At 36.3% G+C, this 13471-nt stretch carries 11 protein-coding genes; 5 read left to right on the top strand and 6 right to left on the bottom strand.

Annotation, left to right across the window (positions count from 1 at the left end):
- Nucleotides 1-30: 30 nt before the first annotated feature.
- Complete coding sequence (locus tag ACFSQS_RS09645) at nucleotides 31-567, top strand: methyltransferase (protein ID WP_388017722.1); 537 nt, start codon at nucleotides 31-33, stop codon at nucleotides 565-567.
- A gap of 46 nt (nucleotides 568-613) precedes the next feature.
- Complete coding sequence (locus tag ACFSQS_RS09640) at nucleotides 614-1462, top strand: glycosyltransferase (protein WP_388017719.1); 849 nt, start codon at nucleotides 614-616, stop codon at nucleotides 1460-1462.
- 133 nt (nucleotides 1463-1595) lie between these two features.
- Here ACFSQS_RS09640 and ACFSQS_RS09635 read toward each other — a convergent pair whose 3' ends face one another.
- Both ACFSQS_RS09635 and pafA read right to left on the bottom strand, forming a co-directional pair.
- Nucleotides 1596-2405, bottom strand: a complete 810-nt coding sequence (locus tag ACFSQS_RS09635; protein WP_388017716.1) for a DNA/RNA non-specific endonuclease — start codon at nucleotides 2403-2405, stop codon at nucleotides 1596-1598.
- A 1-nt stretch (nucleotide 2406) separates the two neighbouring features.
- Nucleotides 2407-4074, bottom strand: coding sequence for an alkaline phosphatase PafA (gene pafA, locus ACFSQS_RS09630; protein ID WP_388017713.1), 1668 nt, complete (start codon nucleotides 4072-4074; stop codon nucleotides 2407-2409).
- A gap of 105 nt (nucleotides 4075-4179) precedes the next feature.
- Between pafA and ACFSQS_RS09625 the strand changes: the two genes are divergently transcribed.
- Together ACFSQS_RS09625 and ACFSQS_RS09620 are read left to right on the top strand one after the other, a co-directional pair.
- Nucleotides 4180-4920, top strand: a complete 741-nt coding sequence (locus tag ACFSQS_RS09625) for an MlaE family ABC transporter permease (protein WP_388017710.1) — start codon at nucleotides 4180-4182, stop codon at nucleotides 4918-4920.
- The gene (locus ACFSQS_RS09620; protein WP_388017707.1) at nucleotides 4917-5684 is read left to right on the top strand and encodes an ABC transporter ATP-binding protein; all 768 of its coding nucleotides are present in this window, start codon (nucleotides 4917-4919) and stop codon (nucleotides 5682-5684) included. The genes ACFSQS_RS09625 and ACFSQS_RS09620 overlap by 4 nt, the downstream gene beginning before the upstream one ends.
- A 14-nt stretch (nucleotides 5685-5698) precedes the next feature.
- Here ACFSQS_RS09620 and ACFSQS_RS09615 read toward each other — a convergent pair whose 3' ends face one another.
- The 4 genes from ACFSQS_RS09615 to argS all read right to left on the bottom strand — a co-directional run bounded on the left by ACFSQS_RS09615 (nucleotide 5699) and on the right by argS (nucleotide 10985).
- Entirely contained in the window at nucleotides 5699-7177 is a 1479-nt protein-coding gene (locus tag ACFSQS_RS09615; RefSeq protein ID WP_388017705.1) for a DUF389 domain-containing protein, read from the bottom strand.
- A gap of 140 nt (nucleotides 7178-7317) precedes the next feature.
- Nucleotides 7318-8397, bottom strand: coding sequence for a mannose-1-phosphate guanylyltransferase (locus tag ACFSQS_RS09610; RefSeq protein ID WP_388017702.1), 1080 nt, complete (start codon nucleotides 8395-8397; stop codon nucleotides 7318-7320).
- A 139-nt stretch (nucleotides 8398-8536) separates the two neighbouring features.
- Nucleotides 8537-9136: a SprT-like domain-containing protein gene (locus ACFSQS_RS09605; RefSeq protein WP_388017699.1), complete on the bottom strand. Its 600-nt coding sequence runs from the start codon at nucleotides 9134-9136 to the stop codon at nucleotides 8537-8539.
- Nucleotides 9137-9200: 64 nt separating this feature from the next.
- Nucleotides 9201-10985 (bottom strand): arginine--tRNA ligase, encoded by a 1785-nt coding sequence (gene argS, locus ACFSQS_RS09600; protein WP_388017696.1) that lies wholly within the window; start codon nucleotides 10983-10985, stop codon nucleotides 9201-9203.
- A 404-nt stretch (nucleotides 10986-11389) separates the two neighbouring features.
- On the opposite strand from argS, the gene ACFSQS_RS09595 reads away from it, so the two are divergent.
- On the top strand, nucleotides 11390-13471 hold the full coding sequence (locus tag ACFSQS_RS09595; protein WP_388017693.1) for a tetratricopeptide repeat-containing sensor histidine kinase: 2082 nt from the start codon (nucleotides 11390-11392) through the stop codon (nucleotides 13469-13471).

The following is a 13471-nucleotide window of genomic DNA, read 5'->3' as shown; positions in this document are numbered from 1 at the left end:
TTTCGCGGAAATGAAAAAACAAATTATTGCATGTACGAGAAAAGCTATCCGAACAAACGCTTTAAACATACCATTGAATTTTTAGGCAAACACATATCAACTGCTGAAACTATTTTAGATTTAGGCGTTGCAAATCCGTTTTCCAAAATCATGCAAGACCATGGCTATAAAGTTGAAAACACCAAAGGTGAAGATTTGGATATCGACACATATACCATTACAAATTCTGATGCAGAAGTTGTTACCGCTTTCGAAATATTCGAACACCTGCTCTCCCCCTTTACCGTTTTAAAAGCTATAAAGGCCGATAAATTGGTGGCGAGCGTGCCGCTTAAATTATGGTTCTCCTCGGCTTACCGAAGCAAAACCGATATGTTGGACAGACATTACCACGAGTTTGAAGATTGGCAATTCGATTGGCTTCTGGAAAAAACCGGCTGGAAAATCATGGACAGTAAAAAATGGACCAACCCCACTAAAAAAATCGGTATCCGCCCTATTTTACGTTGGTTTACACCAAGATACTATATTGTTTATGCCGAAAAAATAAAAAATTCCAAAACATAAACTCCAAATCCTAAAAAGTTTAACTTTGATTATTAAACTTTAAACTTTGAATTTCTACATCATCATTCCTGCGCACAACGAAGCCTCTTCAATAAAACTGACTTTAGATTCGTTGGTAAACCAAACCCATTTACCCAAAAAAGTGGTTGTGGTTAATGATAATTCTACCGATAACACACAAGATATTGTTGAAGCTTTCGCTGAAAAGCACCAGTGGATTTCATTGGTAAATACCTCATCTTCAAACCAACATTTACCGGGTACAAAAATCATTAATGCCTTTTATAAAGGGTTTGAAACTTTAGATGCTAATTATGATGTGGTCTGTAAATTTGATGCAGACTTAATTTTCCCTGAAAACTATTTAAAACAGCTCGCTTTTCATTTTAACAATAATGAAAAACTAGGGATGGCTTCGGGGTTTTGCTATATTGAAAAACATGGCGAATGGGTATTGGAAAACCTAACCAATAAAGACCACATTCGCGGCGCTTTAAAAGCTTACAGAAAACAATGTTTTTTAGAAATAGGAAAACTTAAACCCTCAATGGGCTGGGACACGGTTGATGAGTTGCTGGCACAATTTTACGGCTGGCAAATTTTAACCGACGATACCCTTAAAGTAAAACACCTAAAACCAACAGGCATAAGCTATAATAAAGCCTCAAAATATTTGCAAGGCGAAGCCATGTATAAAATGCGATATGGTTTTGTAATCACATTTATTTCGGCTTTAAAATTGGCTTTTAAAAAGAATAGTTTCAGATTATTTATAGATTATTTAGCGGGTTATTTTAAAGCTAAAAAACAAAAATTAGAGCATTTGGTTTCTGAAAAAGAAGGTGAATTTATTAGGGGTTTACGGTGGAAAGGCATGCTAAAAAAACTAAAATAAGTACAATCTCGAAAACTTGACTTTGTCAGAAAAAAAAGATACCTTCGTTTAACGGTGGATATAAGCCATTAAAACGGCGCATATCCGCGAACCGTTAAACGTACCACCCAAATAGTCTAAAAAAGCATTCCACCTATTTAAAACTCCAACCTTTATAACTGCCGGATGCTTCCAATTTGTTTTCAATAGCATCATCCAGTTGAGGGAAAAAATCTATGCCCGTTAAGTTTTCAATAGTATCCACAGAAACCACAAACTCATATAAGGGTTTATCGGAATCTTTGTGAGGCATCAAAAAAGCGATCATTTTAGTTTCGCCGCTATTGTAATCAATCAGTACTTTATAAAACTGATTAGGCACAGAAACATCTTCTTCTCCAATAGTTTTCATTTTTCCTTTTAAAACGCCTCCCGTTATTACAAAAACGCCATCGTACTTACTGGCCCAATAACGCACTTTTTGTTCTAAGGTATTCCAAACACCCGCATTGAAATTGTGTTTTTGCGGACTTATATTACTGGTTAAAAAGGTTTCGTCGTGCGCCAATTTACTGTATCGCCTATCGGCTGCAGGACAAAGATGCCCGCGATTGTAACCCGAATTTTTATAATTGCGCCAATGGGCTGAACCGGTTTTTACAGCTTCGTCAACCTCAAAATAAGGGCGGGTAAAATTCGAATTTGAAAGATGCGATTTCTTTAACTCGTAAGCCACCCATTCCGCTTGCTCGTGCGGTTCGCTATACGATAACGAATAGCCTTGGTGATGAACGATTTGCCCCGTGGTACTGGATGGCAAAAAAAAGGCGTTGGTTTCATTTTTAGCTGATTTACCTTGAGAAACAACGTTGGCTTTTTCTTCTTCGTTTAAAAAATACTCGTAGCCATAAACACATAAAACGATTATAATGGCCACAATAGAATATAAGGTGCGCTTGCTCAAACTAATCTAAAACAAATTCCAAGGGTTTGCCAATAGAACCGTTAGGGAAGCTAATACCTAACAATGCCGACATAGTTGGTGCAATATCGGTAATGTCTGTTTTTTGCAAGGTTTGCCCATGTTTTATGCCTTTTCCGTAAAACAACAACGGTACGTGGGTATCGTAATTTAAACCACTTCCGTGTGTTGAACCTGTTTTATGATAGGAGATAAAAGCAGGATCTGGAACTATTAAAATATCGCCCGAGCGTTTTTGGTTAAAACCTTTTTGTAGCATTGCTTCGATACCCGTGTTAAATTGCGTTGAGCGCATGGTGGTTGCGGTGTAAACCTTATCGATATGGTCGTAAGTTATAAGCTCGTTTACAATGGCGTTTTGCACTTCGGTTAACTTTAAACCTAGTGTTTTAATCTTTTCCCGGTTTAGGAAAATTTGATTGTTGCTTATATTTTCAATTAAATCTGAATCTTTAAAAGTGGTTTCCATAAAAGCTTCAAACTGCTTTCTTGTTTTGCCATTATTTAAATATCCGGCAGGAATATTAACAGATTGCAGATACGCGGGCACATCTATAGCGGCATGATCTGCGGTTAAAAAAACCGTGTAATTGCCTTTGCCAACATGTGCATCTAAGGCATTGAACAATCGCTCTAATTCTTTATCCAACCGCAGGTAAGTATCTTGAATTTCTTTGGAGTTTACCCCAAAATTATGCCCTACATAATCGGTGCTGGAATAGCTAAGTGCCAGTACATCGGTATCTTCGCCTTGTCCTAATTGCTCGCCTTTTAAAGCTGCTAAAGCAAAATCTGTAGTTAGGTTATTACCATAAGCCGTAGCTTTTAACAAATCGTAACCGCCGTTTTTATCTTTTAAAACATCTAATTGGTACGGAAATGTGGCGGTTTCTTTTCCTTTAAAGCCTCCTTCAAAAGTATTTAGATCGCTACCACTTTCGGTGTAAGTGTTAATATCGTAAAGCGTATGCCATTGGGTTAGATATTTAGAAACAGATTTTTTGGCATTAAAATCTTTTACCCATTTTGGCAATTCATTCATATAAAACGTGCTTGAAATCCAGTTACCTTCCTCTTTTCCATGAAACCAATAGGCGGCATTTGCCGTATGTCCAGCGGGCAAAACCGCGCCTCTATCTTTAATGGCAATGCCAATGGTTTTTCCACGCATTTGGGTAAACAGCCTATTCTCGTCTGTAAAGGTAGTGGTTTTCATGCGGTGCGGAGACATTTGCCCCGAGGTGGCTGAAGTCCCAACTGATTTATAAGCATCATCGCCAGCGCAATACACTCTTTTTTTTATGGCCTTATCGTACCAATTATTGCCAATAATACCATGGTATTTTGGTGTAGTACCCGTATATACCGAGGCATGCCCTGGCCCTGTATAAGTTGGTACGTAATTAAAATGGTTGTTTTTACAGTTAAAACCTTGGTTTATCATGCGCATAAATCCGCCAGCGCCAAATTTACTTTCAAAACGGGTTAAATAGTCGTAGCGCATTTGGTCCACAACTATGCCCACAACCAATTTAGGCTTTGTGCTAAGTATTTCTATATTCTTATTTTGCGTTTTTTCTTGTGGCCGTTGTGCCATAGAAACATTGTACGATAAAAGAACTAAAAAAAAAGTAACTGTGGTTTTTAACATAACATTTTATTTATACCCTCAAAAATACATATTTTAAAATATGATACTTTAAAATTAAGGCTAAATTCTATAACTTTCTTTACTTTAGCATTAACAAATTTAAATATGGCATACCTTAATAATATTGGACTTTATTTTTTAATGATTGCTGAAATGTTTCGCAAACCCACCAAATGGTCGGTAATGAGAACATTAATACTTAAAGATATTGACGATTTAATTATTGGCTCTTTGGGTATAATTGCCTTTATCTCGTTTTTTGTGGGCGGTGTAATTACCATTCAAACAGCATTGAATATAGACAACCCGTTAATTCCAAAATATCTGGTAGGTTTTGCTACTAGGCAATCTGTAATTTTAGAGTTTGCACCTACTTTTACCTCAATAATTATGGCCGGTAAAGTAGGGTCTTTTATTACCTCTAGCATTGGCACCATGCGTGTTACAGAGCAAATTGATGCTTTAGAGGTAATGGGGATTAACTCTTTAAACTACCTTGTTTTCCCTAAAACCGTAGCCTTAATGCTTTATCCTTTTGCCATTGCTATTGGTATGTTTTTAGGTATTTTGGGCGGTATGGCCGCTTGTGTGCTTGGGGGCTACACCTCGTTGGCAGATTATATACTTGGCCTACAAATAGATTTTGATGGGTTTCATGTAACCTATGCCTTTATTAAAACCTTTATTTTTGCTTTTGTTTTGGCTACTATACCTTCGTTTCATGGCTATTATATGAAGGGTGGCGCGCTTGAAGTTGGCAAAGCCAGTACCACCTCTTTTGTATGGACTGCGGTGGTTATTATTTTATTGAATTATATATTAACAGATATGATGCTTGGGCAATGATAGAAGTAAAAAATTTACATAAATCGTTTAGTGGCGTAGAGGTTTTAAAAGGTATTAGCACCACTTTTGAAAAAGGAAAAACCAACCTTATTATTGGGCAAAGTGGTTCTGGAAAAACAGTGTTTTTAAAATGCTTATTAGGGTTGTTTACCTATGAAGAGGGCACCATTGCATACGACGGAAAAATATTTTCGCAGTTAACCGAAGACCAAAAACGTAATTTACGGGCCGAAATTGGCATGGTTTTTCAAGGCAGTGCGCTATTTGATTCTATGACAATTGCCCAAAACGTTATGTTCCCGCTGCAAATGTTTACTAAACAAAGCAAAAGCGAAATGGAAGACCGGGTAGATTTTGTTTTAAAACGCGTAAATCTTGACGATGCGCATAATAAAATGCCCAGTGAAGCCTCTGGCGGTATGCAAAAGCGGGTAGCCATTGCTCGAGCCATTGTAAACAACCCCAAATATTTATTTTGCGACGAGCCCAACTCTGGATTGGACCCCAAAACTGCCATTGTTATAGATAATTTAATTCAAGAAATTACAGACGAATATAATATTGTAACCGTAATTAACTCTCACGATATGAATTCGGTTATGGAAATTGGCGAAAAAATAGTGTTTTTAAAAAACGGGCTAAAAGCATGGGAAGGCTCTAAAGAAACCATTTTTAAAACCGACAATGAAGCCGTTACAAATTTTGTGTACTCTTCAAATTTATTTAAAAAAGTACGCAAAATGTATATTGAGGAAAATGAGTGATTCAATACCCAAAATCAATTCACCCGTTTAACCACCAAAGTATCTAAATCCAACTTTAACTTTAGCCATTTCTCAAGCTTTACTTTTTCTTTTTCCCTTGCAGGTTCTTTGGTTAGAGAATCGATCCATTTTACCGAAAACACCGTAATAGTATCTGTTTTTTTAAAGTTAGAATTTATAACATTGGCATACGAAAACTGCTCGATAGCCTCGTAATTAATCTTTACTTCTTTAGCTAATTCTTCAAAAGGAATATAGCTACGCTCCAGTTTAGAGAGTTGTTTTACCTTATTTTCCAGATAGCTTATTTTTTGGCTTTGCGACAATAAATCCAGAGAATCCCTGGTTCTTAACTCTTCCATGTACCTAAAATTGTCTAACCCCTGGCTTCTGCTTTGGTTAAACTTAAGCTTGGTGTTATATTTACTTAAAGCGGGGTAAGATGCCAAACGGCTTTGCAGTACCGAAATAGTGCTCTCGGGTATTTCATCCAGCCCAAAAGAATTAAGCTCTATAATGCTGTTTTCTTTTCCGCCGAAGCTATATATTGTATTTTTTTTGATGTATTCGGGATGTGGAAGCGCACCCAATTCGTTCTTTATAAAGGCTTGGGCATCAATCTCGAAAGTACTTTCTTGATACACGCTAAAAAAGGTAAAACCTGCAGGCACCATAACAACTACGGCCAATAACATGGCCATTCTTGAAATGAATCGACGTTTTTTAGAATTGGCATATTTAAGCATAGGGAAACGCAGTACTTTAAGTACTAAAAATGTTGCCAATGCAATAAAAATGGTGTTGATTGTAAACAAATACATGGCACCCAAAAAGTACTCCCAATTACCTTTTGCCAAACCATAACCTGCCGTACAAAGTGGTGGCATTAATGCTGTGGCAATGGCAACACCAAATATTACCGAGGCTATGGTGCCACGTTTGGTACGCGCAATAATAAGTGCCAAACCACCAAAAAAAGCGATTAGCACATCGCGAATATCGGGTTGTACCCTTCCTAAAAGTTCTGAGGTATCTTCGCTTAACGGAAAAAACCTAAAGAACAAAAACGCGGTAATTAAACTTAGCGCAATCATGGTGGCTAAATTTATAAGCGATCGCTTTAAAGTATCAATATCGTTTATGGCAATGGAGAGCCCTACCCCCAAAATAGGCCCCATTAAGGGCGAGATTAACATGGCTCCAATTACCACTGCTGTTGAGTTTGCGTTAAGCCCAACCGAAGCTACGAAAATAGAGCAGATTAAAATCCAAGCAGTTGCGCCTTTAAAAGGGATGTCGCCTTTTATGGCTTCTATGGTGGCATCTCTATCGGTATCGTCGCGAAAATCCAATAGTTCACTAAAAAACAGCTTAATGCTTTGGAAGAGGCCTTTGGCATCTTTTCTTATCGCTTTTTTAGACTGCTCTACGGCCTGATCTTTTTCTTTATTAGTTTCTTCTTCTTCAGAAAAATTGAATTTATTTTCTTCCATACATTTTAAAAAATTGGAAAATCAAACTTCTAAATTCCAAAAAAAATAATCAGAACATAGAAATCAAATATTACACGAATATATAACAATTTAGGGCTGTTATTTTCAATTAAAATATTGCGATATTAATTAGACCATTTTTACCCCAAATGGTCACCAAAGTTTGTTTTAACTTTTTGCAATACTTTTTTAATATCTTGCTCTTTTGCTTTAGGGTAAATGAGCAACACCTCATCTTTATCAACTATAATATAATCTTGCAAACCATCAACCACAACAACTTTATCGTTTTTGGTGCGTATCATGTTACCAGAGGCATCTTGAGTTAATGTTCTGGAATTTACTACTGCATTTCCCGCTTCATCTTTATTTAATTTATCGTATAAACTTCCCCAAGTCCCTAAGTCGTTCCAATCAAACTCTGCGGCGATTACAAATACGTTTTTCGATTTTTCCATAATGGCATAATCTACCGAAATGTTATCAGCTTTACCATAATTATCTCGAATAAAATCGTCTTCAAAATCGGTATTGTAGGCATCTATTCCTTTTTCAAATAAAGTGTACAGAGTTGGTTGGTTATTTTTAAATGCTTCCACAACACTTTTAACGCTCCACATAAAAATACCGGCATTCCATAAAAAATTGCCTTGTGCAATAAAGGATTTTGCGGTTTGGTAATCGGGTTTTTCCCTAAACTGATTTACCGATTTTATCGCTTCCGCGGAAGCGTTATCAAACTCAACATAACCGTAACCCGTATTGGGGAATGTTGGCGTAATACCAAGCGTCATTAACGCATCGCTTTTGGCACAAAAACTAAAGGCTTGCTGCACGTTTTTAGAAAATGCCGTTTCATCTTCAATCCAATGGTCGCTTGGTGCCACAATAATTACCGCGTTTGGGTTTTCTTTCTGGATTTTTAACGACGCGTACAAAATACAAGGTGCTGTATTTCTCATGGCGGGTTCTAAAACAACCTGACGTTTTGTTACTTCTGGAAGCTGCTCGAAAACCAAATCGTTGTAACGTTCGTTGGTTAAAATGAAAATATTTTCCTTTGGAATTAAATGTGCTAAACGGTTGAATGTTTTTTGAATAAGCGTATCGCCAGTGCCCAACATATCGTGAAATTGTTTGGGAAAAGCTTCTGTACTTACGGGCCAAAATCTTGAGCCCACGCCTCCTGCCATTAATATGGCATAATAATTATTGTTCATTAAAATTTAGTTTTTATTTGTGTGATTCCTGCCTTCGCAGAAATGACAATCAATTTAATAATTCTACCTCGGCATTCGGGTTGAAAAGATACAACTTTCCTGTTTGGTTTCGACAAGCTCAACTAACAAAACAAACTTGTTATGTATCTAAAAGCTCTACTTCAGCATTTGGGTTAAAAAGATAAATTTTACCTGTTATAAGCTCAACACATTCATAGCGTTTTACGCGTTTGTTTCCTTTTTTAAATATTTTACCGTTGTACAATTTAAAAGCTTGTCCCAAAGGCACTTCAAAAACATAGCTTTTATTGTTTGGTACATCAAATTGCTTTAATGCCAAAGCTAATTTTACATCGGTATCGCTCGATGCTTTTGGGTTTTTAAAATGATGTGCCAAAAGAGGTAGCAATTTATCTGGAAAAACACTGGGGTTTAAAAACGGCAACATGAGTTGCTGAAATGTGTATTTCCACTCTAAACCGTGTGGTTTAATATATCTACCGTAAGCTTTATAAGCCTCAAAATGGGCAATTTCGTGTATTAAAGTTACGAGAAAACGGTAGGTATTCAAATTAGCATTTATTGTAATTTGATGTTTGCCGTTTGGTAATTGCCTGTAATCGCCATGGCGTGTTTTGCGCTCGTTTTTTATTTTAACGGTTAAGTTGTCGTGCTCTAAAAGTTTTAAAACTTGCGGCATCGCCTCTCGAGGAATATAATCTTGTAGCTGACTTTGCATAATACGAAAATAGTTAAATCTTATGCAATTAGTTATTATTGAAATTCCTTTTTTGATAAAATTATTACATTCTTTCGGGTACTTGTATCCCTAAAACGCTAAATGCATTTTTAATGGTTAAAGCTACTTTATTTGAAAGTTGGACTCTAAATATTTTATCCAGCTCATTATCTGCGCCCAAAATAGAAACGTTTTGGTAGAACGAATTGAACGACTTTACCAACTCGTAGGTGTAATTGGCAACCAATGCCGGACTATGCTGTGTTGCGGCATTTTGGATAACTTCTGGAAATAATTGAAGTTGTTTAATGAGTTCTTTTTCTTTAGTGTGCAAAGATCTTTCGGCTGCGCTCAAGGTAACATTATAATTAAAATTCGCTTTTCTAATTATAGATTGAATTCTGGCATAAGTATATTGAATAAACGGCCCTGTATTGCCTTGAAAATCTATAGATTCTTTGGGGTCGAATAATATGCGTTTTTTAGGATCGACTTTTAAAATGTAATACTTTAAAGCGCCCAAACCAATAATTTTGTAAAGCTCTTGTTTCTCGGTTTCAGAATACCCATCCAATTTCCCTAATTCTTCTGAAATCTCGCCAGCGGTTTTGGCCATGTCTTCAATTAAATCGTCGGCATCAACAACGGTACCTTCTCTACTTTTCATTTTTCCGGAAGGTAAATCGACCATGCCGTAACTTAAATGATATAGGTTTTTTGCCCAATCGAATCCTAATTTTTTCAGAATTAAAAACAGTACCTGAAAATGATAATCTTGCTCGTTTCCAACGGTATAAACCATGCCGCCAACATCTGGAAAATCTTTAATTCGCTGTATGGCCGTACCAATATCTTGGGTAATGTAAACCGCTGTACCATCGGCACGCTGTACTATTTTTTTATCTAAGCCGTCTTGGGTTAAATCGCACCACACCGAGCCATCCTCTTCTTCTTCAAAAACACCGCTTTTTAAACCTTGTTCAACAAATTCCTTACCCAATAAATAGGTGTTGCTTTCGTAATATAAAGTATCAAAATCGACGCCTAAATTTTTATAAGTAATATCGAATCCATCATAAACCCAACCGTTCATTTTTTTCCAAAGTGCCACGGTTTCTTCATCGCCAGCTTCCCATTTTAGTAGCATATTTTGGGCTTCCAATAAAATGGGTGCATTCTTTTTTGCTTGCTCTGTACTTTGGCCATTGGCTATTAATTTTTCGATCTCTTTTTTATATTCTTGATCGAACTTTACATAATAATTCCCAACCAATTTATCGCCCTTCAATCCGGTGCTTTCGGGTGTTTCGCCGTTGCCAAATTTCTCCCAAGCCAACATACTCTTACAAATATGGATGCCTCTATCGTTTATAATTTGTGTTTTATAAACTTTTTTACCCGACGCTTTTAAAATTTCGGCAACACTGTAACCCAATAAATTGTTTCTTACGTGCCCTAAGTGCAATGGTTTGTTGGTGTTTGGCGAAGAGTACTCTACCATTATGGCTTTAGCTTCGGTATTAGAATCTACAAATCCGTAGCTGTTATTGGTATTCATAAGGTTGAAGAAATTGATGAAATAATTATCATCGATTTCGATATTCAAAAAGCCTTTTACAACGTTAAATGCCTTAACATCATCAACATGTTCAACTAAATAATTACCAATGGCTTTACCTATTTGAACGGGATTTCCTTTAATAAAACGCAACATCGGAAAAACAACAACGGTAATATCGCCAGCAAATTCTTTTCTGGTGGCCTGAAATTCTATGGTATCTAACTCAACGCTAAAATTAGATTTTACAGCTGCTTTAACGTAATCTAACAAGGTATTTTGAATGCTCATTTCTAACTCCTTTTAATTTAGTGTGCAAAGATAGAATTTTTATTAACTGGTTTTTGCAAAAACGAGGCTTAATATATAATTCATTTCATGCTTAAAAAAACACAAAACACCATGTGCAACTTATCGACAAAAGTGCTGTTTTTCCATGTTTTTTGCAGTTGGTCTGTTGCTGGTTTTTGTTATTAAATTTTAGTGTTCTTTTTATCTGATTTTTTGGTATTAAAACGCAGAAATTAGCTTTATGTTTCTCTTTTTACAACTTTTGTTCTGTAAAGCTATTATAATACAACATAAAAATCTATTTATAAATATTACAACCTAATAGAGTAATCTTTATTTCCCTCAAAATAAGGCATCTTTATCTCGTTTTATTGCTTTGTTATTGGTGTAGTTTTAAATATAGTATGAGGAAAATAATTACGATATTGTTATTATTAACTATAGGTTATGGGTTTGCCCAAACCAATGATTTGGATAGTCTTTCTATTAAATTGGCTTACCAAGATCAAGATAGCTTAAAAGTAAATACCTCTCTTAAAGTTATAAAATTACTATACGGCCAAAACGATTTTGACAAAGCCTTACAACATATTATTTTAAGCGAAAAACTCTCAACCCAAATCGATTACCACATAGGCATAGCCGAAACCTCATATTACAAGGCGCTTATTTATGCAGAACGCGGCGACTATATAAATGCTGTTAGCGGATACCAAAAATCTAAAGCACTGTATAGCAAACTAAACAATGTAGTAGGTATTGCTAAAGTTAACAACAGCATTGGTTTATTAGAAATTAAACGTGGTAATTATGCAAAAGGGCTACGATACGCTTTATCTGCAATAGAAGTTTTGGAAAAGCACAATTTAATAACAGAACTTAAATTGGCCTACAGCCATTTAGCCAAAGCCTATTACAATATTAATGCAACAGACCAAGCCATAACATACTATCTTAAAGCCCTTGAGATACAAGAGCAGCTAAACGATACTAATGGCGCAAGCGAATCTTACAGCTATTTGGCAGAATTGTTCTCTGATAGAAAAGAACACAGAAAAGCCATAGAATACTACCAAAAATTAATAAACACCAGTAATGGTGAAGACCGAGACTCGATACTAAGGCGTGTTTACCCCAAACTAGGTGGAGAATACCTAAAGTTTAACGATTATAAAACCGCCACAAAATATTTGGTAAGAGGCTACAACCTTAACATACGAAGAAAAGATAAATCTGATTTACTTATTACACTTAACCACCTGGGAGAATTAAATATAGCACAAAAACGTTTGGTTTTAGCCGAAAAACAACTGCTAGAAGCTGGCACTATTGCAAAAAAAACAGACAACAAAAAACAACTTTTAAGGCACTACAAACTAATGAAAGCCTTAGACTCTACAAAAAACAGATTTGACCGCGCTTTTGCTTGGCAACGCGAATACTATAAGTTAAAAAACGAACAAGACAAAAACCTAGTAAAAGCAAATTTAAAAATCCCAGAACCAGAAGAGTTGGATACTAATCTCGAAAAAACAGTGCCAACACTTAAAACCCAAACCAAGCCAGTTCCCGAAAAAACCAACGCCTTACCACAAAACAACGACAAACCCAACAGGTTTAAACTTATTTTCTATGCCCTACTAGCAGCATTAATGGTAGTATCTACCTTTTTAATTTTAATTTACCTAAAACGAAACAATACCATAAAATACACCCAAGAACTCGAAGAAAAAAACCTAAAAATACAATTACAAAACCAAGCCTATCAAGAACAGACAGAGCATCTTAAAAATGCAAACAATGTAAAAGACAAGCTATTCTCCATAGTATCGCACGATTTAAAAGATTCCCTATCCTCAATCAATGGTTTTATAGATTTGCTAAGAGACGGCTCGCTATCTCGCGAAGAGTTCGACAATTTAATACCCGAGCTAAGCGAAAACGCCAATAGCGCCTCCCTATTGCTGTTTAACCTGTTAAACTGGTCCAAGTCGCAAATGCAATCGTTAGAGCCCAAACCCACCCTATTCGACATCCAGGAAGTTCTGGAAGATAAAGTAAAACTAATCGAGCAACGTACAGAAAACAAAGGCATAACCCTTATAAATCGCTCTAAGCGAGATTTTGCCTACGCAGACAAAAGCATGTTTGAAATCATTATCCAAAACCTTCTGGCAAACGCTCTAAAATTCAGCAGAGCCGGAGACACCATTACCATTTCAAATCGCATCAGCAATGGCAATTGTATTGTTAGCGTTGCCGATACGGGCATAGGCATATCCAAAGAAAACACAAAAAAGCTGTTTAAAAACAACACCTTTACAACTTTGGGCACCCTTAACGAGAAAGGCACCGGCCTTGGCCTATCTATATGCAAAGAGCTTATAGAGCTAAACAACGGTAAAATATGGGTAGATAGTACTCTGGGTGCAGGCAGTACGTTTTACGTGCAGTTACCAAAATCCAAACCCGTACCAACTACCTAA

It is taken from the genome of Gelatiniphilus marinus, assembly GCF_042684345.1.
In the GTDB taxonomy this organism is placed as follows: domain Bacteria; phylum Bacteroidota; class Bacteroidia; order Flavobacteriales; family Flavobacteriaceae; genus Gelatiniphilus; species Gelatiniphilus marinus.
This window is presented reverse-complemented; position numbering and strand designations above follow the sequence as displayed.

Coding starts and splice junctions, on each gene's coding strand:
- ACFSQS_RS09625 (WP_388017710.1), top strand. CDS start 4,180: ATGGCATACCTTAATAATATTGGACTTTATTTTTTAATGATTGCTGAA.
- ACFSQS_RS09615 (WP_388017705.1), bottom strand. CDS start 7,177: ATGGAAGAAAATAAATTCAATTTTTCTGAAGAAGAAGAAACTAATAAA.
- argS (WP_388017696.1), bottom strand. CDS start 10,985: ATGAGCATTCAAAATACCTTGTTAGATTACGTTAAAGCAGCTGTAAAA.
- ACFSQS_RS09605 (WP_388017699.1), bottom strand. CDS start 9,136: ATGCAAAGTCAGCTACAAGATTATATTCCTCGAGAGGCGATGCCGCAA.
- ACFSQS_RS09610 (WP_388017702.1), bottom strand. CDS start 8,397: ATGAACAATAATTATTATGCCATATTAATGGCAGGAGGCGTGGGCTCA.
- ACFSQS_RS09595 (WP_388017693.1), top strand. CDS start 11,390: ATGAGGAAAATAATTACGATATTGTTATTATTAACTATAGGTTATGGG.
- pafA (WP_388017713.1), bottom strand. CDS start 4,074: ATGTTAAAAACCACAGTTACTTTTTTTTTAGTTCTTTTATCGTACAAT.
- ACFSQS_RS09645 (WP_388017722.1), top strand. CDS start 31: ATGTACGAGAAAAGCTATCCGAACAAACGCTTTAAACATACCATTGAA.
- ACFSQS_RS09620 (WP_388017707.1), top strand. CDS start 4,917: ATGATAGAAGTAAAAAATTTACATAAATCGTTTAGTGGCGTAGAGGTT.